24 protein-coding genes are annotated in these 20,643 nt (G+C 67.6%); 15 read left to right on the forward strand and 9 right to left on the reverse strand.

What is annotated here, in order from left to right; translation table 11 throughout:
* Positions 1 to 44: 44 nt before the first annotated feature.
* From AB0O34_RS21365 to AB0O34_RS21375, 3 genes are all read right to left on the reverse strand, one after another.
* On the reverse strand, positions 45 to 1,322 hold the full coding sequence (locus tag AB0O34_RS21365; protein ID WP_363917811.1) for a multidrug effflux MFS transporter: 1,278 nt from the start codon (positions 1,320 to 1,322) through the stop codon (positions 45 to 47).
* A 144-nt stretch (positions 1,323 to 1,466) separates the two neighbouring features.
* The gene (locus AB0O34_RS21370; RefSeq protein WP_363917813.1) at positions 1,467 to 2,291 is read right to left on the reverse strand and encodes an SAM-dependent methyltransferase; all 825 of its coding nucleotides are present in this window, start codon (positions 2,289 to 2,291) and stop codon (positions 1,467 to 1,469) included.
* A 147-nt stretch (positions 2,292 to 2,438) separates the two neighbouring features.
* Entirely contained in the window at positions 2,439 to 2,981 is a 543-nt protein-coding gene (locus AB0O34_RS21375; protein WP_363917815.1) for an ATP-binding protein, read from the reverse strand.
* Positions 2,982 to 3,247: 266 nt separating this feature from the next.
* Here AB0O34_RS21375 and AB0O34_RS21380 point away from each other — a divergent pair, with 266 nt between their 5' ends.
* Together AB0O34_RS21380 and AB0O34_RS21385 are read left to right on the forward strand one after the other, a co-directional pair.
* Complete coding sequence (locus tag AB0O34_RS21380) at positions 3,248 to 3,484, forward strand: DUF397 domain-containing protein (RefSeq protein ID WP_363917817.1); 237 nt, start codon at positions 3,248 to 3,250, stop codon at positions 3,482 to 3,484.
* A 140-nt stretch (positions 3,485 to 3,624) separates the two neighbouring features.
* Entirely contained in the window at positions 3,625 to 4,530 is a 906-nt protein-coding gene (locus AB0O34_RS21385) for a helix-turn-helix transcriptional regulator (RefSeq protein ID WP_363917819.1), read from the forward strand.
* Here the strand turns inward: AB0O34_RS21385 and AB0O34_RS21390 are convergent.
* On the reverse strand, positions 4,440 to 5,009 hold the full coding sequence (locus tag AB0O34_RS21390; RefSeq protein ID WP_363917821.1) for a maleylpyruvate isomerase family mycothiol-dependent enzyme: 570 nt from the start codon (positions 5,007 to 5,009) through the stop codon (positions 4,440 to 4,442). The genes AB0O34_RS21385 and AB0O34_RS21390 overlap by 91 nt on opposite strands.
* A 48-nt stretch (positions 5,010 to 5,057) precedes the next feature.
* Here AB0O34_RS21390 and AB0O34_RS21395 point away from each other — a divergent pair, with 48 nt between their 5' ends.
* From AB0O34_RS21395 to AB0O34_RS21410, 4 genes are all read left to right on the forward strand, one after another.
* The gene (locus AB0O34_RS21395; RefSeq protein WP_363917823.1) at positions 5,058 to 6,056 is read left to right on the forward strand and encodes a sigma-70 family RNA polymerase sigma factor; all 999 of its coding nucleotides are present in this window, start codon (positions 5,058 to 5,060) and stop codon (positions 6,054 to 6,056) included.
* 66 nt (positions 6,057 to 6,122) lie between these two features.
* Positions 6,123 to 6,482, forward strand: coding sequence for a VOC family protein (locus AB0O34_RS21400; RefSeq protein ID WP_363917825.1), 360 nt, complete (start codon positions 6,123 to 6,125; stop codon positions 6,480 to 6,482).
* A gap of 350 nt (positions 6,483 to 6,832) precedes the next feature.
* Positions 6,833 to 7,537, forward strand: coding sequence for a ThuA domain-containing protein (locus tag AB0O34_RS21405; protein WP_363917827.1), 705 nt, complete (start codon positions 6,833 to 6,835; stop codon positions 7,535 to 7,537).
* Positions 7,522 to 8,613: a Gfo/Idh/MocA family oxidoreductase gene (locus tag AB0O34_RS21410; protein ID WP_363917829.1), complete on the forward strand. Its 1,092-nt coding sequence runs from the start codon at positions 7,522 to 7,524 to the stop codon at positions 8,611 to 8,613. Before AB0O34_RS21405 ends, AB0O34_RS21410 begins: the two co-directional genes overlap by 16 nt.
* A gap of 195 nt (positions 8,614 to 8,808) precedes the next feature.
* Here the strand turns inward: AB0O34_RS21410 and AB0O34_RS21415 are convergent, their stop codons facing one another.
* Positions 8,809 to 9,177, reverse strand: coding sequence for a UTRA domain-containing protein (locus tag AB0O34_RS21415; protein WP_363917857.1), 369 nt, complete (start codon positions 9,175 to 9,177; stop codon positions 8,809 to 8,811).
* A 57-nt stretch (positions 9,178 to 9,234) separates the two neighbouring features.
* On the opposite strand from AB0O34_RS21415, the gene AB0O34_RS21420 reads away from it, so the two are divergent.
* The 8 genes from AB0O34_RS21420 to AB0O34_RS21455 all read left to right on the forward strand — a co-directional run bounded on the left by AB0O34_RS21420 (position 9,235) and on the right by AB0O34_RS21455 (position 14,661).
* Positions 9,235 to 9,387, forward strand: coding sequence for a hypothetical protein (locus AB0O34_RS21420; protein ID WP_363917831.1), 153 nt, complete (start codon positions 9,235 to 9,237; stop codon positions 9,385 to 9,387).
* Complete coding sequence (locus tag AB0O34_RS21425; protein ID WP_363917833.1) at positions 9,384 to 9,980, forward strand: hypothetical protein; 597 nt, start codon at positions 9,384 to 9,386, stop codon at positions 9,978 to 9,980. The genes AB0O34_RS21420 and AB0O34_RS21425 overlap by 4 nt, the downstream gene beginning before the upstream one ends.
* Positions 9,974 to 10,708 (forward strand): hypothetical protein, encoded by a 735-nt coding sequence (locus AB0O34_RS21430; protein ID WP_363917835.1) that lies wholly within the window; start codon positions 9,974 to 9,976, stop codon positions 10,706 to 10,708. Before AB0O34_RS21425 ends, AB0O34_RS21430 begins: the two co-directional genes overlap by 7 nt.
* Positions 10,709 to 10,958: 250 nt before the next feature.
* Positions 10,959 to 11,855 carry a hypothetical protein gene (locus AB0O34_RS21435; RefSeq protein WP_363917837.1) on the forward strand — a complete coding sequence of 299 codons (897 nt, stop codon included), beginning with the start codon at positions 10,959 to 10,961 and terminating at the stop codon, positions 11,853 to 11,855.
* A gap of 162 nt (positions 11,856 to 12,017) precedes the next feature.
* A complete protein-coding gene (locus AB0O34_RS21440) occupies positions 12,018 to 12,350 on the forward strand; it encodes a type I restriction-modification system subunit M N-terminal domain-containing protein (RefSeq protein ID WP_363917839.1) in 333 nt (110 codons plus the stop codon).
* Positions 12,347 to 13,639, forward strand: a complete 1,293-nt coding sequence (locus AB0O34_RS21445) for an AAA family ATPase (RefSeq protein ID WP_363917841.1) — start codon at positions 12,347 to 12,349, stop codon at positions 13,637 to 13,639. Before AB0O34_RS21440 ends, AB0O34_RS21445 begins: the two co-directional genes overlap by 4 nt.
* Positions 13,636 to 14,235: a DUF4276 family protein gene (locus AB0O34_RS21450; protein ID WP_363917843.1), complete on the forward strand. Its 600-nt coding sequence runs from the start codon at positions 13,636 to 13,638 to the stop codon at positions 14,233 to 14,235. The genes AB0O34_RS21445 and AB0O34_RS21450 overlap by 4 nt, the downstream gene beginning before the upstream one ends.
* Before the next feature lie 108 nt (positions 14,236 to 14,343).
* A complete protein-coding gene (locus AB0O34_RS21455) occupies positions 14,344 to 14,661 on the forward strand; it encodes a hypothetical protein (protein WP_363917845.1) in 318 nt (105 codons plus the stop codon).
* A 77-nt stretch (positions 14,662 to 14,738) separates the two neighbouring features.
* Here AB0O34_RS21455 and AB0O34_RS21460 read toward each other — a convergent pair whose 3' ends face one another.
* Together AB0O34_RS21460 and AB0O34_RS21465 are read right to left on the reverse strand one after the other, a co-directional pair.
* The gene (locus AB0O34_RS21460; protein WP_363917847.1) at positions 14,739 to 14,951 is read right to left on the reverse strand and encodes a DUF397 domain-containing protein; all 213 of its coding nucleotides are present in this window, start codon (positions 14,949 to 14,951) and stop codon (positions 14,739 to 14,741) included.
* Entirely contained in the window at positions 14,942 to 15,763 is an 822-nt protein-coding gene (locus tag AB0O34_RS21465; protein ID WP_363917849.1) for a helix-turn-helix transcriptional regulator, read from the reverse strand. Before AB0O34_RS21465 ends, AB0O34_RS21460 begins: the two co-directional genes overlap by 10 nt.
* Before the next feature lie 417 nt (positions 15,764 to 16,180).
* On the opposite strand from AB0O34_RS21465, the gene AB0O34_RS21470 reads away from it, so the two are divergent.
* Positions 16,181 to 16,945, forward strand: coding sequence for an ATP-binding protein (locus AB0O34_RS21470; RefSeq protein ID WP_363917851.1), 765 nt, complete (start codon positions 16,181 to 16,183; stop codon positions 16,943 to 16,945).
* A gap of 56 nt (positions 16,946 to 17,001) precedes the next feature.
* Here AB0O34_RS21470 and AB0O34_RS21475 read toward each other — a convergent pair whose 3' ends face one another.
* Together AB0O34_RS21475 and AB0O34_RS21480 are read right to left on the reverse strand one after the other, a co-directional pair.
* On the reverse strand, positions 17,002 to 19,752 hold the full coding sequence (locus AB0O34_RS21475; protein WP_363917853.1) for a M36 family metallopeptidase: 2,751 nt from the start codon (positions 19,750 to 19,752) through the stop codon (positions 17,002 to 17,004).
* A 244-nt stretch (positions 19,753 to 19,996) separates the two neighbouring features.
* A complete protein-coding gene (locus AB0O34_RS21480) occupies positions 19,997 to 20,374 on the reverse strand; it encodes a DUF72 domain-containing protein (RefSeq protein ID WP_363917859.1) in 378 nt (125 codons plus the stop codon).
* Positions 20,375 to 20,643: the final 269 nt, after the last annotated feature.

A 20,643-nucleotide genomic window follows, 5' to 3' on the forward strand; every position in this document is an offset into this window, starting at 1 on the left:
CCCCGACCCCGGCGACGGGTGCCTGCCTGATTCGAGCCCGGGTGTCAGCCCCGCTGATCGCAGGACCTCATGCCCGCACGTTCGGCGTCCGGACGCTCGCCCGGCGTCAGATCCAGCGCGTTGCGGGTGAGCGCCAGGGCAAGCAGGGCGAGCACCGCGCAGAGGTCCATCACGAGGGCCATGGGCACGGCGCTGCGATCGCCGCGCAGGCCGGCCAGCGGCGCCACCAGCGCGCCGAACGCGAACTGCAGGGTCCCCAGCAGGGCCGAGGCGGTCACGGCGGAGTGCGGTGCGCGCCCGAGCGCGAGGGCGGCGGCGTTGCCCAGCACGAGCCCGAGCGAGGACACGGCGACGAGCAGCAGCGGAAGGCCCGTCACCTCCGACAGCAGCCCGGTCACGGCCAGCACGCACAGCGCGGCGGCGGCCACGAACAGGATGGCCAGCCCGGTCTGCAGCAGCCGATGCGGGGAGAAGCGGTACACCAGCCTGGCGTTGACGGTGCTGACGAGGAACAGTCCCAGCGCGTTGATGGCGAAGGCGAGCGAGAAGGTGGCGGTCGTCAGGCCGAAGAGGTTCCCAAGGACGAAGGGCGACGCGGCGACGTACGCCATCAGGGCGCCGAAGGCGAAGGTGAACGCCAGGGCGTAGCCGAGGAAGGGCCCGTCGAGCAGCAGGCCGCGTACCACCCGGGCGGTCGCGTGGAGGTCCACGGCACCACGCCGGTGCTTGGGCAGCGTCTCGGGGACCGCGACCAGGGCGGCGAGGAACATCAGCAGCGACAGCAGGGCGAGCGCCGCGAACACCCCGCGCCAGCCCGCCGTGCCGGCCACGATCCCCCCGGCCAGCGGGGCGACGACGGGCGCGACGCCAAGGACGGCCATGAGGATGCCGAAGACGCGCGCGGCGTCCCTGCCACGCCCGGTGTCGGTGACGATGGCGCGGCCGGCGACGATGGCGGCCGACCCCGCGAGCCCCTGGACGAACCGTGCCGCGATCAGTACCCCGATGGCGGGGGCCAGGGCGCACACGGCCCCGGCCACCGTGCACAGGGCCAGGCAGACCAGGAGCGGCGCGCGCCGGCCGAGGCGGTCGGACAGCGCTCCGATCGAGAACTGGCCCAGCGCCACCCCGAGGAGGAAGGCGCTGAGGGTCAGCTGCACACCTATGGCCGAGGTGCGCAGGTCGCGCGCGAGGGGGACGAAACCCGGCAGGTACATGTAAAGGGCGAAAGGCTGGAACGCCGACAGCAGGCCGAGCACGGCGACCAGCAGGGGAGCCGGGCCCGTCGCTCTGGGTGCGCTGAGGGTGGCGGTAGCGGACATGAGGACTCCATCGAGGCGGTAGGACCCACGCCACCGGCTCGCCGGCACGGCGCCTTCGCGGTGTCCGGGGCTACGTCGAGGCCATCTTTCGCAAGGCTACGCCTGTGACCTGGGGAGACGCAGGCCGGGCATGGCCGGTGCGGCTCAGGGGGCCTTGAGGCCGATGCCGCCGACGGACCAGACCGACTCGGGGGCGACGGGCTGGTCTCCGGGGTCCGGCCGCCACGCCGGGATGTAGACCACACCCGGCTCGACCAGCGAAAGTCCCTCGAACAGCCGCTCGACGTCGGCCTTGGTGCGGAGCTGGTCGCGGCGCGGGCCGGAGACCACCCCGTCGTCCTGGTAGAGGGCCGCGAGCTTGGCGGTGGTCTCGGGCCGGGGGTCGGAGACGCTGTGGGCGATGACCATGTGGCTGCCCGGGGCGACGGCGTCGCGCAGCCGCCGGACGATGCGGGTGACGAGCTCGTCCTCCGGGACGATGACCAGCGTGAAGAGCAGCAGGATCGCGACCGGCTCGTCCAGGTCGATCAGGCCGGTCAGCCGGGGATGGCTGAGGATCTGATCGGGGTCGCGCATGTCGGCCTCGATGACCGCGGTCTGCTTGTCGTCCTCCAGCAGGGCCTGGGAGTGGACGACGACCACCGGGTCGTTGTCGACGTAGGCCACGCGCGAGTCGGGCGCCGCCGCCTGGGCGACCTCGTGGACGTTGCCCTGCGTCGGAAGGCCGCAGCCGATGTCGACGAACTGCCGGATCCCGGCGCCGGCGAGATAGCGCACCGCCCGGTCGAGGAACCGCCGGCCCTCACGGCACAAGATGGGAAGCTCGGGCGCCACTTCGAGCGCTCGCCGCGCGGCCTCCCGGTCGGCGGCGAAGTTGTCCTTGCCGCCCACGAAGTAGTCGTACATGCGGGCTTCGTTGGGGATCGTCGGATCGAAACCGAGACGTTCGAGCTTCGAGAACGCCGTCATGATCCTCCCCGTTCTGCCGAATGCCGATGTTAGCGCTAATTCGGGAGACGATATTCGTCTTTTCGACAAGCGCTGACAGTGGGTGCCGGCGACGGTCTCAGCGGTACAACCCTGTTCCAGTCTGCACGCTGATCCACGGGTGCGGCGCTAGGAGCAGACCTCCAGGTGTCTCACGGGGTGGGCCTGGCCGCCCGGGAGGGTGAAACCCGCCCACACCGCCTTGCCGGGGGAGCCCAGCGGGGCCCATCCCCACTGGTGGCTGATGCCCGCGACGACCTGCAGCCCTCTCCCGCCCTCGGACACGAAGTCCGGGTCGCGCGGCGTGGGGAACTCGTCGCTGGGATCGGTGACCACACAGATCAGGGACTGCTCGGTGAGGGCGAGGATGATCCGCACGGGACGTCCCGAGTACACGGCGGCGCGGCTGCTCAGCCCGTGCCTCAGCGCGTTGATCACCAGCTCGCCGATGACGAGCTCGGCGTCGTCGAGAAGATCTTCCAGTTCCCAGGCGCGCAGCGTGGTGGTCGTGAACCGGCGTGCGGTGCGTGCCGCGTACGGGTCGTGCCGGAGTTCGCAGAGCGCTAGCTGCAGGCGTTCGGGATCCTCGCCGCCGCCGACCGCCCACGGACCCGAGGAGGAAAGGACGTGGTCGAGCGCGGCGAGCCAGCCTTCCCAGCTGTCATTTCCCACCTGCGTGGGTTTAGTCCGTTGTGTCCTGTACCCAGTCATAGGCGAGCCCTGTGAGGTTAGGTCGATCTCAGCATGGAGTTGTAACTACTTGGACATATTGCTCCCTTTCCGTGTGCAGGTGCAAGTACCGATGCACGTGCAAACGCACAGAGGTATGCTGACACTTGAGGATGGAAGCGCCCATCTGGGTGTCCTCGTTCCGGTGAGGGACCTGTGGTGACGGATGGCAGGGTTCGTCGGGTTTCGGGGATATGTGAAGAGGCGAGATGAACGAGATCTCCAACGGCATGGCCGCGTCCGCGATCGCCGGGGCGCGCTGGCGCAAGAGCGCCTACAGCAACCCGAGCGGCAACTGCGTCGAGGTGGCCCCGCTCCCGGACGGCGGAGTCGCCGTGCGCAACTCGCGGCATCCCGGCGGCCCGGCGCTCATTTACAGCCAGGCGGAAATGGCCGCGTTCATTCGGGGTGCCAAGAACGGCGACTTCGATGACCTGGCCTTTTGACCGAACCGGCAGCTACGGAGGGTTTGAAATCGTAGCCTAAGGGTGATGTTGGGGTATATCCGGATTAGCGCCCCGGGGGTATCGTGAACTTCTCTGTGACCGCGAGAAGTGAGACGACACCGCTGTTCTAAGGAACCGACATGATCACTGCCCGAGCCGAAGGGGACGAGACCCCGCTCAACATGATGGCTCGGGAGCGCGGCAGCTCTACGGTCCTGCGCATCCTTCTCGGGTCCCAGCTCCGCCGCCTCCGTGAGAACCGCGGCATCACCCTCGAAGCGGCCGGGCACTCGATCCGGGCCTCGCACTCCAAGATCAGCCGTATGGAGCTCGGACGGGTCAGCTTCCGCGCCCGGGACGTCGCCGACCTGCTGACGCTCTACGGGGTCACCGAGGAGAGCGATCGCGACGGCCTGCTGTCCCTGGTCGCGCAGGCCAACCGCCCCGGCTGGTGGCACAACTACGACGACGTCCTGCCGAACTGGTTCGAGGCGTACGTCGGCCTGGAAGAGGCCGCCACCCGCATCCGGAGCTACGAGGTCCAGTTCATCCCCGGCCTGCTCCAGACCGAGGAGTACGCCCGCGCGGTCGTCCTGCTCGGCCACCCCGACGGGACCGAGGAGGAGATCCAGCGGCGGGTCGACCTGCGGATGGCCCGGCAGAAGCTGCTCGGCAGGCCCAACGCCCCCCACCTGTGGGCCGTGATCGACGAGGCGGTGCTGCGCCGCCCGCTCGGCGGGGCCGAGGTCATGCGCGGCCAGATCAGGCACCTCATCGACATCGTCGCGTCCCCCAACGTCACCGTGCAGGTCATGCCGTTCAGCGCGGGCGGCCACGCCGCCGCCGGCGGGCCGTTCAGCATCCTGCGGTTCTCCGAGCGCGACCTGCCCGACGTGGTCTACCTGGAGCAGCTCACCAGCGCGATCTACCTCGACAAGCGCGACGACCTCGACCGCTACCAGGCCGTCATGGAACGCCTGTGCATCGACGCCGTCCCGGTCTCCGACACCAAGCGAGCCCTCACCCGCATCCTCGACGAGATCTGACCGCGGCGCCCCGTGACCACCCGGCCTCGCGGCGTTACTCGCCGGGGATGCCGATGAAACCTGCGGGTCCAGCACGAGATGGCGGGAGCGCCGGGACCACGACCCTGCCGCGTTCGGCCCGACCGCAGTAACGTGAGCAGCGCCTCGGCCGGCATCCTGGCCGCGTCGCGGCGCGCGCACTGATCGGCCATGCGATTGATGTCTCCGCGAGCCTTCGCCAGTTCCACCAGCGTCCGCCCGAGTGAGGCGCGGAAGGGCATGGTGGTGTGGGCGACGACCTCGCGCACCCTCCAGCCGGCACACAACGTGGGCACGTCCCACTGTTCCGGCCGAAGGGCGGCGAGCAGTTCCGCCTGTTCGCCACGTTCCGCCGTCACCGCGGCCCGAAGGTGATCTTCAGTCATCTCATGCCTCCTGTCCGGCGCACGGACCCGCCGCGCGCTCTCGGCATGGGTACGGGCGAAGCGCCGGAAACTCATCGGCCGGGTCGCCGTAATGTCCGTGACGATGCGTATGGTCGATGGGTGATGGAGACGTTGACCGGCGAAGGCGCCCGGCTGGAGCCGTTTCGGGCCGAACTGACCGGCTACTGCTACCGGATGCTCGCGTCCGCCTTCGAGGCCGAAGACGCGGCGCAGGAAACGCTGGTGCGTGCCTGGCGGTCACTCGACCGCTACGACGAGCGGCGGGCGTCGCTGCGCACGTGGCTCTACAGCATCGCCACGAACATCTGCCTTGACATGCTGCGCAGCCCACAACGCCGGGCCCTCGCCATGGACCTCAGCCGGGCGGCGAACGCCGGGGACGGCATCGGCGAGCCGATGCCAGAGCGGGTCTGGGTCCAGCCGGTTCCGGACGGTCTTGTGCTGCCGATGGACGGCAATCCAGAAGAGCTGGCCGTGCGACGCGAGACGATCCGCCTGGCGTTCGTCGCCGCCCTGCAGCACCTGCCGCCCCGGCAGAGGGCCGTGCTGATCCTGCGCGACGTGTTGTGCTGGAAGGCCGAGGAGGTCGCCCACCTGCTGGGGGCCACCGTCGCATCGGTGACCAGCGCGTTGCAGCGGGCGCGGTCGACGCTAAAGGCGCTCGACGTCAGGACCGGCGAGCCGTTCCGGCCGTCCGACCCCACCCAGCGTGAGCTGCTCACCCGCTATTGCGACGCGTTCGAGCGCCACGACATCACCGCGCTCGTGGCTCTGCTCCACGAGGATGCCACGATGTCGATGCCGCCCTTCACCTGGTGGCTTCGCGGCCGTGACCAGATCCGGCAGGTGATGCTGGCCCCGGACGGGTCCTGTGCGGGCGCCCGCCTCGTCCCGGCCGCGGCGAACGGCTCGCCGGCGTTCTGGCAGACGCGGCCTGGTCCCGATGGCGACCACCTGCCCTTCGGGCTGGTCCTCCTCGATGTGTTCGAGGGCCTGATCAGCGGCATCACCACCTATCTGGACGCCGACCGGCTGATCCCGCTGTTCGGCTCGCCGGCCGATTCCTCCAGAGCGCCGGAGACGGTGCCGTCACACCGATGAGTTCCGCGCTCCCAGGGCGTATCACCATCGACAGCGACTCGAACGCGCGAACAGGAGCGGCGGAACATGACCAGAGTCCAGCCCATCATCACCACACCCGACCTGACTCGGCTGCAGAGGTTCTACGAGCGCCTGCTCGGCGCGGTGGAAGTGCGCCGCTACCCCGACGACGGCCCCGCCTTCTTCGTGGGCCTGAGGCTGGGCAACTCCGAACTCGGACTGGTCGACGAGGCGGCGACCGACCTGGCCGCCCCGCAGCGGATCCTGCTGAGTGTGGACGTCGACGACGTGAACGCCCTGCTGGGTCGAGTCGAGGTGACCGGGGGGCGCGTGCTCGGCCCATCCAACGACATGCCATGGGGCCAGCGAGTGGCCCACGTTCACGACCCTGACGGCAACATGGTGAACCTGACCCAGCCCCTCTGATGATCGAGACCGGCGATGCGGCCACACGTACCGCACTGGTTCGGCGCCGCCGGTACCGAACCGGTCGAGTTCCTCAGCCTGTTCGGCAGGGAGGGTGAATGCTGGCCGGTTACGGCGCCCGCCCGCTCGGCGCCGCCACCGAGCGCAGCAGGTGGAGCACCCGGGTTTCGCCACCGATGGCCGCACTCCGAACCGGGGTCAGTGACCGTCGACCGTTGTCACCGACACCCCGGCTCCCGCCGAGTCCAGCAGTGAGCACGACGCCTCAGAAGATGGTGCCCTAGTGATCCGGGGCCAGAAATGTGACGATTGCAGTGTTTTGCCCCTGGACTGAAGTGATAGGTGAAGGCATGACAGGTGATCACGGCCGGAGGGCTCTGCTGGTGCGGGGCGGCTGGGAAGGGCACGCCCCGGTGGCGGCCACCGACCTCTTCGTTCCCTTCCTTGAAAAGCACGGGTTCGAGGTGCATCGGGCGGAATCCCCGGCGCCGTACGCCGACCCCGCGTTCATGTCCGGTGTCGACCTCATCGTCCAGTGCTACACCATGGGCACGATCGAGCCGGAGGAGCTGCGCGGGCTGGAGGCCGCGATTCGAGCCGGTACGGGAATGGCGGGCTGGCACGGCGGCATCGCCGATTCCTTCCGCAACTCCTCCGATTACCTGCACCTCATCGGCGGGCAGTTCGCCTGTCATCCCGGTAAGGACCCGGCCGAACGGGACGGCTCGCAGGCCGACAACTTCGTCCCGTACACCGTCACCATGACGCCCGAGGCGAGCGCCCATCCCATCACCGCGGGCATCGCGGACTTCGACCTGGTCACCGAACAGTACTGGGTGCTGACCGACGATTACAGCGACGTGCTCGCCACCACGACACAGAGGGTCCGCCCGTGGGACCCCTGGCACCGGGAGGTCACCTCGCCGGCGATCTGGACCCGCGGCTGGGGCGACGGAAAAATCTTCGTCACCACCCCTGGGCACAGCCTCGACGTCCTGCGTAACGACAGCGTGCGCACCATCATCGAGAGGGGAATGTTGTGGGCCAGCCGGTGAACGTCGGCGTTGTGGGGTGTGGTGTCATTTTCGACCAGTACCGCCAGAGCATCGAACGACTGCCGGAGCTGCGACTGGTGGCCGTGGCCGATCTGAATCTCGAACGGGCCAGGGAGGCGGTGCGGCCGTACGCGGGCGTCGAGGTGCTGAGCGTGACGGAGTTGATGGCGGATCCGCGCATTGACGTCGTACTCAACCTGACCATCCCCGCCGCGCACGCCCAAATCGCGTTGCAGGCCATCGCGGCCGGCAAGGACGTGTATTGCGAGAAGCCCCTTGCCGCGACCGCCGCCGATGCCGCGCGGGTGCTACGCGCGGCCGCCGCCGCCGGGGTGCGGGTGGGTTGCGCGCCGGACACGGTGTTAGGCACCGGTACGCAGACCGCGCGCAAGGCGATCGACGACGGCCTGATCGGCAGGCCGGTCGCGGCGACCGCGACCATGATGACCCCCGGTCACGAACGCTGGCACCCGAATCCCGACTTCTACTACGCCCCCGGCGGCGGCCCGCTCATGGACATGGGCCCCTACTACATCACCAGTCTGATCACCCTTCTCGGACCGGTGACGACGGTCATCGGCGCCGCCAGCCGCACGCGGGCCGAGCGGGCCATCGGCTCGGGCCCCCGCCGCGGCGAGGAGATCCCGGTCGCTGTCGACACCCACGTCACCGGCGTGCTCGTACACGCGTCCGGGGCGCTGTCCACACTGGTGATGAGCTTCGAAGGGGCGGCCACCAGCGCGCCCAACATCGAAGTGCACGGCGAACGAGGCTCGCTCGTCGTCCCCGATCCGAACCACTTCGACGGCCCCGTCCTGCTGGCGAGGGTGGGTGAGGAGGGCTGGCAGACCCTTCCCGCCATGGCCGGCCACGTCGAGGCCGGGCGCGGAGTCGGCCTGGCGGATCTCGCCACGACCCCGGCGGGCCGGGAGTCCCGCGCCGGCGGGGCGCTGGCCTACCACGTGCTCGACATCATGGAGTCGCTGCTGTCCTCGGCGCGCTTAGGGACGGCGGTGACCATCACGAGCACATGTGAACGACCCCAGCCCGTGGGCTTGCTCCCAGCCGAGCCATGAACTGCACACCTTGACCCAGATGTTCCCCTCCAGCGGTGCTCGTGGACCGGCGATCGTCTTCCACAGCGCGTAGTCCTTCTGGCGCGATTCGATGGCCAGGCATGCCTCCAGCCAGCGGATCGCGGGAGCGCCTCAGATCCACAGTTTCTCCACCTCTGATCGACTCGCTGCAGGCGCTCGGTGGGTGCATGTAACTTATTGTGGTTTGTCCCAGATTGAGGTGCCGTACACCACCTGGTGCCGGTCGACGGGGATCACGATGTCGGCGGTCTCGACCGGGCGTGCGTCCGCGTAGTACGTGCGCTCGATGGTGAGCACGATCGCCCCCGGTGCGATGTCGAGCGCTGAGGCCTCCTCGGCGAGCACCTGGCGAGCCGAGACCGCCTCGGCCGCGTGCGTGATGTTCACCCCTATCTGCCGCATGCGTTCCACCACTCCACGGCCGGCGTGGGGGCCGTCTTCAGGCAGCACGACCGGTGTACCGCGTGTCAACGCCAGTGGCTCCCAGCTGCTACTGAGCTGTACGGGTTCGCCGTCACCGCGGAACACGTACTTGGTGAACATCACATCGGGCTCGTCGTCCTCGCCGCCCCCGACCCCTCCCGGGACCTGGGGCTGCGGATGGCGGCCCTGTTCGGCACGGGTGAACGCAGACTCGGACAGTACGCAGCGCTGCTGCAGGAAGCGGGTTTACGCATCGCCGAGGTGGTGCACCCGCTGCCCTGGGGGCTGACCCTCATCACCTGCATCTCCGACGAAAACGAGGCGACGTGAGCACCACCGGGTTGAAGCCGTTCGACGAGGTCGTCGGCCGGTCGTACCAGCAGGCCACCGGCTTGGCCGACCCATCGGCGCAATCCCCGAAGGCGCAGCGCGGCATGACGATCAGACGGATACTGCACGGGCTTGTCCCGCGCGCGGGCTACGCGTCCAGACCGGCCGCCCAACTGGAGGCGACGCTGCGCCACGAGATGGGACACGCCACCGGAATCATGGCCCTGTATGCGGCCACGCAGCAGACGGGGATCTCGGTCGGATGGATCATCGCGGGCAGCATGCGAAGCTGGATCGCGATCTCGGCGTGGTGGGCCGTCACCGCCGGCATGGGATGGATGAACGAGCTCATCTGCGACGCCATCGCTCTGCGTGCCACCAGCGCAACAGCATGCATCGACGGCTTGAAGGCGACGAAAAGGGCAACGCGCATCCCATGGAAGAACCGGCCCTTCAACTGGCTGTACCGGATTGTGTGGTACACCTCCCCTCCGCTGCTGCTCCGGATAGCGGCTCTGCAGGTGGGTGCTCTGTTCGAGCCGCGTGATCGCCGCCCCGTGACGGCCTGTTCCTCCCAGGATCCGAGGTGCTGATCGCCTCGTGGAATCTTCGGGACGGCGGGATAGATGAGGGAAACGCCGGCCGTCTGGGCCGCCAGCTTCGTCTCCTCGCCGGCATCGGCGCCGACGTGGTGCTCATCCAGGAAGCCAAGCACTGGCTGGAATGCGGCGGCCGGGGCGTGCACATGGCCGAATGGATGCTTGGAGCGCGGGTGTATCTGGTGACCGCTCCCCGGCATGGATGTCACCTGTCGGTGCTCGTCCGCAACGGCAGCAATATCGAGGTGCTGCGGTCACGGCACGAACGACACGCGCCGTTCTGGCACGCTCAGGCACGGATATGCTGCAAGGTCGCCGGCATGAAGATGATCTTTGCCAGCACACACTTCAGTCCTTTCAGCCCCGACCTTCGGGTGCTGGAAGCGCAGGCCAACAGCGACCTGGCCGTAGCGGTCACCGTGCTGGGCGGTGACTTTAACGATCCCGGCCTGGAAGAGACGACGAACTGGGGCAGCCTGCCGGGTGCCTCATGCGCATATCCGCCCAATGGCTGTGATTCCGCATTGCCGCGTTCATACAAGCCTCTCGCAACGCTACCATCGGGTAATCAGGCTTTGGGCTCCCGGAAGCCGGTGTTCTCGAGCTTTCGGACGATCTCGGCGTGCCGCCGGACGCCGACGCTGTCGATGAGCGCCGACGAGCTGGGACAGATCCCCGACCATTCGACCTTGGGGATCGTGAAGTGGCCGCGCACCAGGTAGGGGACCGCGTCCCGGGGGAAGTCGGGAAAGAGCGGGGGCGAACGCGAGCTCGTCGAGAAGCTTTCCGTCGAGTGCGCCGAACAGCCCAAGGGTCTACGTGCTCTTGCTCGCGGTGCTGGTGATGCTTTGGGGTGGCGGGGCGGTTCTCACCACATAGGCGGCAGGCGTCGCTAGAGTTACGCCCCCTGAAAGCATCTCCAGGAGAGCATGGAGTGAAAGCACTGTCAATCACTGTGCAACGGTTGGCGGTGTGTATGCAGTGGAGCTGGCTTACAAGCCCCCCGAGCGTTGGCAGGACGAAGTGGTAGGACACGGGTCCGAGCAGCTGACGGCCGCGGAGATCTCCCGTCTGGCGGGGGTGACGCGAGCGACGGTCAGCAACTGGCGGCGGCGCCACCCAGACTTCTCGCAGCCGAGCGGGGGCACAGAGGCCAGCCCCACCTACGACCGAGACGCCGTCGAGTCTTGGTTGGCCGCTCGCGGCCAGCTCCCGGAGGCGTCGCCGCTGGATGAGCTGAGGGCTGAGCTGCGCAAACTACCCCGTGACGTCGTTACTGAAGGCGTGCCCGCAGTTGTGCGCGCCGCGCTGCGGATGGACGCCGCTGAGTGTGGGAAGCCCGCCGGCGCGAAGGCCGCCACCTGGCGTACGGCGACGGTGGCCGACCTCGTGCGCGGCGGCGCGATCGACCTGCACAGGGCGAGGCCCGGACGTGACAAGCAGCCCACCGGGCACGACGCGCCCTCAGAGCACGATGACACGCCGGTTCTGACGGCCGGTGACGTGACCGCGAGTCGAGGGGCCTCCGGCAGTGTCCCGGCGAGTCATCTCGCCGAATCCGTGGAGATCCGGCGCGGAGACGTCCTGCTCCCCGAGATGTTGCATGGCGCCTCCAGCACGGCCCGGGTGGCCGACCAAGGCGATGCCGGCGCGTTCCTCGGCCCGCACCTCCATCTGTTCCGCCCGGACCTGGACAGGCTCGATCCGTGGTTCCTCGCGGGATTCCTGTCGGCCGAGGACAATCTCAACAGCACGGCCACGGGCAGCACGATCGTACGGGTCGACGCGCGGCGGCTGCGGGTGCCGCTCCTTCCGCTGGAAGAGCAGCGCCGGTACGGCAAAGCGTTCCGCAGGATGGCCGCGCTGTGACGAGCGGCCGACCTCGCCGTACGGCTGGCCGCGGAGACCGCTCGCCAACACGATGTGGGACTTACCAGCGGGGCGGTGCTCCCGCCCGAAGAATGACAGGGTGAGACCAGGCGCTCACCGCCCCCAGCGACCAACCCCCCCGGAGCCTTTGGAAGGAAACCGTTGAACCACGACAAGGTCGCCGAACTCGTGAACCACGCATGGTCGGTCACCGATCTGCCGCGAGGCGACGACAAGCAGGCGGACCATGGCAAGGTCATCCTGCCGTTCACCGTGCTGCGCCGCCTCGAATGCGTGCTGGCGCCCACGCGGGACAAGGTCCTGGCCGAGGTCGATCGGCTCTCCGGCCGGGACCTCGACATGGACCGCTTCCTCCTGGATCTGCGGCCCGTGAAGCGGGACGACGACGAGTACCGGCAGTCGCTGATCACGGCTGCTGTCACTGGACAGTTCGAGGTGTCCACGGCCGGTGGACGAGGGATGGATGTGCCATGACCAGCACGCATGAGCAGGCGCCTCCGTTCGTTTCCCGGGTTCGTGTGCAGGGGTTCCGTTCCCTCGCTGAGTGTGATGTACGGCTTGGGCCGCTCACCGTGCTGGCCGGGTTCAACGCGTCGGGGAAGTCGAACTTCCTCGACGCGATCATGTTCGTCCGTGACGCGCTGGCCTACTCGCCCGGCCAGGCGATCGCGAAACGGGGTGGGCTGGAGTCGGTCCTCAGGAGGATGGAAAGTCCGGGTGAGTCAGATAGGAGCGACATCGCGGACTCCTTCCTGATCGCCGTGGAGTTGTCCCTGCGGCCGGACGGCGGGAGGGCGACGTACGAGGTTTGCATCGGCCGGGACCCGCAGGAGGAATTCACACACCTCGTTCTCCGGGAGAGTTGTTCGCTCCATCTTCCCGGCGAGGACGTCTCCTTCTCCACTGATCTGACGAGCGAGCGACAGCGAAATGTGGACGGTGGGATTCCGGGGGCGCGGCTCAACCCCGAGGAACTCCTGTTGCCGATAGTCGGCCGGCTCGCTCCCTACGACAGGCTGCTACGCGCCCTTCTCGCGATGCGGTTCTACGATCTGGAGACCGATGTCTTGCGGCAACTGGACGACACTCGCGTCCGGCGGACACAGCTAGGTGAGCGCGGTGAGCACCTGGGACAGGTGATGGGGCTCCTCGCCGGTCAGCACCCCGAGTTCAAGGAGTCCCTGGACGGCTACATGCGATGGCTGATCCCGTCGCTACTCGGCGTGGATCAGCGACTCCAGGGAGACTACGCGACGATCCAGGCGCGGTTCTGGACCGGGGACCCGGTCCTGCCGTTCTGGAACGCGGTGAACGCCGACGCCGTTCACCCTGGGGATCCGCACGTTCAGGTGTTCCAGAGTGAGCAACTCTCTGAAGGCACGGTTCGCGGGATGGGGGTGCTCACGGCTCTTTTCCAGCCGGAAGCCCTGACGGCCACCATCCCGCTGGTGACCATCGAGGAGCCGGAGATCGCCATCCATCCCGCAAGAGTCGCGTGCCTGTTCGACGCGCTGCACGAGGCCTCCCACCGGACTCAGGTCATCGTGACGACACAGAGCTCCGACCTTCTGGACACCGAAGGAGTGCATCCTTCGGTGCTGCGGATGGTGGAGATGGTGGACGGGGTGACCCGAATAGGGGAACTCAGCGAACACACTAAACGAAATCTGATCAAGAACCCCTCTCATCTGGCCGAAATGCATCGGCAGGGACACCTTCGTCCTGCGGCACCAGCCAACGGTGGGCAGGGAGCTGAGCGATGACTCGGATTCGTATCGGGACCATTGTCGAGGGGCATGGAGAGGTGCAGGCATTGCCTGTGCTTCTGCGCAGGCTGGCGATGGAGATCGCCCCGCATCTGTGGGCGGACATACCCCCACCTCGCCGGGTGAACAGGAACTCGCTTGTGGCGGCGGGAGGCATCGAGGGTGCGGTTCACCGCCTGGTTTCGGACATCGAGGGTGCGACCGGCGTGTTAGTGCTGTTGGACTCAGACGACGATTGTCCAGCTGACCTTGGCCCCCGTCTGCTGTCCCGGGCACGTGCGGCGAGAGCGGATGTCCCGATGGTCGTAGTGCTCGCCAATCGGGAGTTTGAGGCGTGGTTCCTGGCCGCCGCGATTTCGCTCAGGGGACATGCGAGCCTTCGAGCGGATCTGAAGTCTCCTGACGACCCGGAGCGGCTCAGAGGATGCAAAGAATGGCTCACGAACAACCGGACGGGCGCGCAGCCGTACAACCCGAAGAAACACCAAACCAGTTTGGCGGCCCGTTTCGATCTTCACCTGGCGCGGCAGAACTCCCCGTCCTTCGACAAGTTCTGGCGGGATGTCGTATACCTCATCACCGGGAAGAGGTGACCCCCCATGAGCCCATCCACCACGAATCGGTGTTCGGTGCCGCGATCGTCTCGGCGATGGTCAAGCGGCAAGATCATCACCGTGACGTTGTAGACCTTCCCGTCGCTCATGGACTATCTGAAGCGCACGCCCACCGAGATCAAGGAGCGCCGCTTCGCGATCATCGTGGACGAGGCGCGCTCCTCCCAGTCCGGCGACGCGGCCACGGCACTTCGCGACGCCCTTAGGGATCTCGGACTGGACCAGACAGTGCTCGACCTGCGGCGCGACATCGGCTCCCTGTTCGCCGCCGAAGGACAGGTGGAGGATGCGGAGGCCGTCCTCCAGCCCCTGCACGAGGATCTTGCTGTCCTCTACGGTCTTCAGCATCACCGTACCTGGGAGGTGCGAGACTTGCTGGCTCGTCTTCGGCTCTCAGGAAGCTGACCTGATGAGTTGTCCTAGCTGATACGACGAGAAGCCCCTGGCGACGAAACCAGGGGCTTCTCGCGTGTCTGGAGCGGTCAGAAGTCGAACTCGCCCTTCTTCGCCCCGTCGATGAAGGCGTCCCAGACGCTCGCGCTCACCACGAAGGGCGCCTTCTCGGGGGCCTCGGTGTCCCGCAGGCCTATCCGTCCCCCGGACAGCGGAGCAACCTCTAAGCAGTCACCGCCGTTCGATCCGCTCTTGCTGGCCTTGCGCCAGTGTGCGGTGTTCAGTTCGTCGCTCAAGTCCATAGCTTCTCCGCCTCTCTGATCAACTGGACCGAGACATGTTGGGGCAACGCCTCAGCTCGGATGGTGTCGTATCGGCTGTGGACGGCTTTGACATCTTCTAGCTGATTTGTCACGTGTCCGTGAGTCGCGGAGTCGATATATACCGTATCCGTACCTCCGGGGAGCTGCGCGATGACAAATCCACCGAGGAGTCCTGTAGTCGCTCCGATAGCCAGGGGCACGATCTGGATCCCGATTCGGGGTGACTTGACGGCCTCAACAAGACGTGCAAGTTGTTCGCGCATAACATCCTTACCGCCGATCGGACGATGAAGGATGCCTTCGTCGAGGACTGCTCGGAACAGTGGAGCAGCGGTTTGAGCAAGGATCGACTGTCGTTCCAATCTCCCTGCTACAAGCTTCTCTACCTGCTCATCTGTGATGCCTGGCTCTCCACGTAGAACGAGTCGCGCATACTCCTCTGTTTGCAGAAGTCCCGGCACGTACAGCGGTTGCCAGGTATGCAGGGTGTGAGCTTCCTTCTCGATGTCCAGCCAGCCGCGGAACCATCCGGGGGTGGCTTCGCCGGTGACGCGTGTCCACAGGCGGACGAGTTCGCCGCCCGTCTCAAGCGCGCCGTCACAGCGTTGCACGAAACCACGGCTTGGTGTGCGTTGACCTCTCTCGATGAAGCCGACCAGGCTTGGGCTGAATTGGATAATCTGCGCCAAGCGCTCCTGGGACAATCCGGTTCTTTTCCGATGCTTGCGCAGCTCCGCGCCGAAGAGGGCCAGCGGCTTAACAGTGGGGTCGGGCTCGGGGGGTACCGACATTTCGACTCCGTCCAACGAGGAAACGCTACTCCCCAGCACAACCAGCACATTATCGCTACCGAGTGTCCTGCTATGTGTGGGGCCTTTTGGTGCACAACGTAGCTGGTCGGAGGCACTCTGTGAAGGGTTTTCAAGAGCAAGCGAAGAGGCGGAGAGGCCCTCTCATCCGTATTGATGAGGGCTCTATGGCGCCGTCGCAAAAAGCGTCAGCTATGTCCGGATAAGAGGGGATGAGAATGGTCGTCGAGAGTGCGGAAAGGCGTGACCTCGATGGTCGATCTCTCCGTCCGCCGGATATGAACGTGTCACCACTCCGCCACCCCTCGGCCGTGATCCCCGTGCCGTACCGGCGCGGTCGCCGCCGAGCGGGCGGGTCTTCTACGCCGGTCGCGGGCCGTACCGGAACGAAGTAGCGGCATGACCAGGCGTGACACCAAAAGCCGGGTGAGCGGGCGGCACCGGCGAGGAGCGGACGCCGGCCCGGCTCACCCGCGACGGTGGGATCCGGCCGAACGAGCCGCCGCCCGGCAACTTGACCAGCTCGAACCCGGCTGGGCCGTCTGGTACGGCGTCGGAGCGCGGTGCTTCTACGCCGTCGCGAGCTGGACCACCCACGGACCCCTGCTCGTCCAGGCCCGGACCGCCGACGAGCTGCGCGACCTCATGCGCGAGGCCGAGCGGCCCGGCCCGGCACCCCACCCATCGCCGCCCCCGGCACCCCGCTCATCCCCGCGAACCCCACATCCATCCCAAGGAGTCACCATGCCCGAGGCGCCGGAAGGCCCGCGTACCGTCTGCTGGGACCTGCCCCCCGACCTGTCGATGGTCGGCAAGACCCGCAGCATGGTGAACGAGATACTCATCTCCTGGGCTCTCCACACCCTCGCCGATGATGTGATCTTGGTGGTGGGGGAGTTGCTCGCCAACGCGATCACCTACGGCGAACCCCCGGTCAGGCTTTCCCTGTCGGCGGAGGCCGAAGGGCTGCGCGTCCAGGTCACCGATCACGGCCGTGACCAGCCCCGCCGCCTCGACCTCGGCATCGAGGCCGTGCACGGCCGAGGCCTGACGATCGTCGAGGCCCTCGCCCACGAATGCGGCGCCACCCGGCTTCCCGATGGCCCCGGCAAGACCGTCTGGGCCCGATGGCACCTTCCCAACTCAAGTCGCGGCTCCCTATGAACAGGTGCTGGTCAGCTCGTCGCGAGCTGACCAGCACCTCAGGTGTGAACGACGGGTCAGTGGGAGAACGCCTGGAACTCGGCGGCCCGGATCTGACCGGCGAGCGGGGCGGCGGTGGCGCAGTCGGTGGCGGAGTTGGGATCGTTGTCCTGCTCGCCCGCGTACAGCGGGTTGCCGGTGCACTGGCTGGACACCGTGCGCAGCATCAGGTGGGTCGCGGGCGTCCGCCGGACATCGAACGACTTGATGATCAGGTCGCCGCCTCGCGGACGCGGGAGGCTGGTGGCGAAGGCATCCTTACGGCTGGTGTAGATCGTGGTGTAGTTCGCGGGGTTCGCGCAGTCGGTGCCAGAGGTCGCGTCACACGCCAGAACCTCGAAGGCGCGTAGCGCGGTGAACCGGTTCTGCGGCGTCGAACCGGGGTCGGCGGGATCGTTGATGCCGGGCCGCAGCATGGCGCTGACCTGAACCCTCCGGATCTTTTCGGCCTTGGTGCCCGCCAGATCGACCATGACCGAGCGGCCGGCGACCGGAGCGGTGAGCGATGCCCAGTTCGTTGCCTCGGTCTCGTCGATCAGCTTGTCCTGGTTCACCCCGTCGCCGGTCGCCGTCGCGCCCGCCGCGGCCGAGGCGAGGTTGCGGAACATCTCCACGGGAAGCTCTGTGGGCCGGTCTTTCCGGTCCTTCTTCACCCTGGACTCGAACCTTGTGTGCCCGAACCCGGGGGCCACCGCGACGAACGAATATGTTCCGGGCACGATCTCGAAGGTCGCGCCGAGCGCGGTGGCCGGATCGGTGTCCGCGACCGGGACCACGCGGCCCTCGTAGTCGCCCACATACAGGCGGACGGGTGCGTCGGCGGCCTCGCCCTCGGGGTGGAGGGTCACCGTGGCGTTGCCGCCATCCGGGGAGGCGAAGCTGGGCGTCGGGTCGGGGTCGGCCGTCCCGTTGCTGGCCGCTCCCGCGCCGAGGCCGTGCTCGGCGAACGCCTTCCACATGATGTCCTGGTTCGCACCGCCGAAGCGGACCCTGTCCGCCGCGAGCATCGCGTCCCTCATGTCCACCATGCTGAGGTTGCCCGCGGTCGTGAGCAGGAAGGCGTCGAAGTGCAACTGGATCCACCGCCGGTTGCCCGGGCAGTCGTCGAGCGGCTTGCGGCCCTCGGCGCAGGCCCGCTGATCCTTGGCCGAGCCCTTGCCGTACCTGTGGATGAAGGCGTCCCGAACGTCGAACTGGGTCGCCGACCAGATCTCACCGTCGGCGTGCACCTGCTGTCCCACCAGGTCGTAGGCGATGTCGCTGTAGTTCAGCGGCGACTTCGACATGTCGTAGTTGCGGATGCCCCGCTCGGCGTCGCCGGTGACGTAGCCACCGGTCACGTACGGCGTGTCGCCACGCGGGCGGAAACCGTTCTCGAAGAGGTACTCCATGGCGAACAGGTCGGAGATGCTCTCGCCCATCGCGCCGGCCTGAGCCCCGCTGAGACCCGAGTTCGGCCCGGCCACCATGCGGTTGGAGATGGCATGGGTGTACTCGTGCCCGATCACCGACATGTCGTAGTCACCGTCCACGCACGGCGCGTAGAACGCCCCGGCCTGCGGCTGCCACAGGTACATGTTGCTGATGGGGGCGACACCGTCCGCAGGGGTGATCTGGTTGGCGTTGTTGCGGACCGGCAGGACCCTGGCACCCGCCTGGGCGTTGCCCCGCTCCGGGTCGCCGCCGAGCCCGCCGCGCTCACCATTGCTCACCTGCATGTTCCAGGCCGTCTCGGTGAAGCCCAGACGGTACGACCAGTCGTGCATGCGGTTGTGCATCGCGTGCAGGTTGCTGATCGCCGCCTCTAGGTCGGCCTCGCCCGGTTGGTCGAACGCGGCCGGGTCGCACTTGGCGTTGAACCACTGGTTCTGCCACGGGAAGCTGTAGTTCCGGCTCGGGGTGATCACGTTGCTGCGCGTACCGACCGTTCCGGAAGAACCGCTGGCGCGGTTCTCCACCGTGCGGGCCGCGTTGCCGAAGCTGGTGTTCGTCGGCGTGTCCGTGGTGTGATCGACATCCCACGCCTTGCCGGTGGCCGGGTCCCCGCCGACGACGAGGTCGCACCCCCGCCGGGGGGCGGCGCACCAGGTCTGGCGCGTGTCGGTGGAGGAGTAGTCCGCCGGGGGATTGGCCGCGAACGCCGACCATGACGGATTCTCGGGGTCGAAGTGATCGACCAGGTTCTCCCTGATCAGGATGTCGCCGCTGACGGCGTCGACATAGCTGGTGTAGGCCGCGGGCTCCTCCTCATGCCCCTGCTCGATCAGCGTGACCTGGAAGGCGCGGTGCACCCCGTCGGCGGCGGGGACCGCCACCTCCTCGGCGCGCTTGGTCGATGCGACGCTGAGGTCGATCTCCGCGTCGCGAGCGGCGATCTCCAGTGCCTGCTGCTCGGTGATGACCGCGGCCGGAGGTGCGCTCGTGGCCCGTGACAGCGTCGAGGAGGCGTGCAGGACCTTGCCGTCGGTCACGCCGACCGCGACCAGACCGTCGTAGCCGGCGGGCAGGTCGCCGAACTTCTGCCGCAGCAGCACGGCATGCCCCTTGCCGATCGGATTGACCGCGACCGTCTCCAATGCGTCGACGGCTTCGGCCCGCAGGCCGAAGAGGTCTGTGTTGGCCTTCAGATAGGCACGGGCGGCCTGTACGGGATCGGCGGCGAGCCCTTCGGCGAGCGGCTCTTCCGAGGTGACGAGTGCGGGAGTTCCGAGATCATTCCATCGGAGGGTCGCCTTGGCCGGTTTCTTGGCCGAGCGCGGGGGTGCCACTCGGCCCTTCCTGTTGTCCTTATCCGGTTTGCCCTGTCCATCGCCGTGGACGACCGGGAGTTTCCGCGGCTCATGGCGCTGCTCGCCTTGGGCGACCCCGGCGAAGGAAAGGGCGAGCGAGGCTGCGGCAACCGCAGTGATGATGATGCGTAACGGTGGAAGAGACGACGACACGCTGCTTGCCTCCTGAAATGGGGACGTGGCCTCCGTCGGCCGCGTCCCACGTGATGAGACAGTGGTAACATCACCCAGAAAGCATGACAAGATCTTGTAAAGCGTTAGAAATAGGCATATATGGGACCGTGCGGATCAGCCGCTGGACCGGTTCCTCGGGTTCCTTCAGCCGCTTGATGTGGGTCAGGAACCGGCTGGCCTTGACCGCCATGACGAAACCGTCCGGGGTCCGCTCGCGCCAGCTCTCGAACGTCTCGCGGGGCGGCAGCCGGTAGAAGGCGTTGTTGTTCTCCACCGTGTCGAAGCACTCGGCGTACCGCTCCAGCCACACCCGCTGCGGCAGGCCGGGTCCGACGAACTGCTCACCGAGGATCGGTACACGCAGGCCGCCGACGTGCTCAACGCGGTGCTGAAAGCGGCCTCCGATGCCCTGGGCGCCGACAACCAGCGGGTGCTGCGGCTTCGGTGAAGGCGGCGCCGTTGTACGGCGGCTGACCGATGCCTATTCCGGACACCGGGTGGCTTATATGACGAGAAGCCCGTGGCGGTGGCCTACGGGCTTCTCGTGGGTCTGGCGAGGGATTAGAAGTCGAACTCGCCCTGCTTTGCTCCGTCAACGGAGGCAAAACTCAGTCAGTGACTGGTGCCGGGGCTGGACGGCGGGGTGGTGGACCGCGTGGGCCCGCCCCGGCGGATCAGCGCGGTTGGGTGGGGGAC

This window comes from Sphaerisporangium sp. NPDC088356, assembly GCF_040685555.1.
Lineage (GTDB): Bacteria > Actinomycetota > Actinomycetes > Streptosporangiales > Streptosporangiaceae > Sphaerisporangium.

Bases quoted from the DNA above. Each gene is read 5' to 3' on its own strand.
- AB0O34_RS21365 (WP_363917811.1), bottom strand. From the start codon at position 1,322: ATGTCCGCTACCGCCACCCTCAGCGCACCCAGAGCGACGGGCCCGGCT.
- AB0O34_RS21370 (WP_363917813.1), bottom strand. From the start codon at position 2,291: ATGACGGCGTTCTCGAAGCTCGAACGTCTCGGTTTCGATCCGACGATC.
- AB0O34_RS21380 (WP_363917817.1), top strand. From the start codon at position 3,248: ATGAACGAGATCTCCAACGGCATGGCCGCGTCCGCGATCGCCGGGGCG.
- AB0O34_RS21385 (WP_363917819.1), top strand. From the start codon at position 3,625: ATGATCACTGCCCGAGCCGAAGGGGACGAGACCCCGCTCAACATGATG.
- AB0O34_RS21390 (WP_363917821.1), bottom strand. From the start codon at position 5,009: ATGAGTTTCCGGCGCTTCGCCCGTACCCATGCCGAGAGCGCGCGGCGG.
- AB0O34_RS21395 (WP_363917823.1), top strand. From the start codon at position 5,058: ATGGAGACGTTGACCGGCGAAGGCGCCCGGCTGGAGCCGTTTCGGGCC.
- AB0O34_RS21400 (WP_363917825.1), top strand. From the start codon at position 6,123: ATGACCAGAGTCCAGCCCATCATCACCACACCCGACCTGACTCGGCTG.
- AB0O34_RS21405 (WP_363917827.1), top strand. From the start codon at position 6,833: ATGACAGGTGATCACGGCCGGAGGGCTCTGCTGGTGCGGGGCGGCTGG.
- AB0O34_RS21415 (WP_363917857.1), bottom strand. From the start codon at position 9,177: ATGTTCACCAAGTACGTGTTCCGCGGTGACGGCGAACCCGTACAGCTC.
- AB0O34_RS21420 (WP_363917831.1), top strand. From the start codon at position 9,235: ATGGCGGCCCTGTTCGGCACGGGTGAACGCAGACTCGGACAGTACGCA.
- AB0O34_RS21445 (WP_363917841.1), top strand. From the start codon at position 12,347: ATGACCAGCACGCATGAGCAGGCGCCTCCGTTCGTTTCCCGGGTTCGT.
- AB0O34_RS21450 (WP_363917843.1), top strand. From the start codon at position 13,636: ATGACTCGGATTCGTATCGGGACCATTGTCGAGGGGCATGGAGAGGTG.
- AB0O34_RS21455 (WP_363917845.1), top strand. From the start codon at position 14,344: ATGGACTATCTGAAGCGCACGCCCACCGAGATCAAGGAGCGCCGCTTC.
- AB0O34_RS21460 (WP_363917847.1), bottom strand. From the start codon at position 14,951: ATGGACTTGAGCGACGAACTGAACACCGCACACTGGCGCAAGGCCAGC.
- AB0O34_RS21465 (WP_363917849.1), bottom strand. From the start codon at position 15,763: ATGTCGGTACCCCCCGAGCCCGACCCCACTGTTAAGCCGCTGGCCCTC.
- AB0O34_RS21470 (WP_363917851.1), top strand. From the start codon at position 16,181: ATGACCAGGCGTGACACCAAAAGCCGGGTGAGCGGGCGGCACCGGCGA.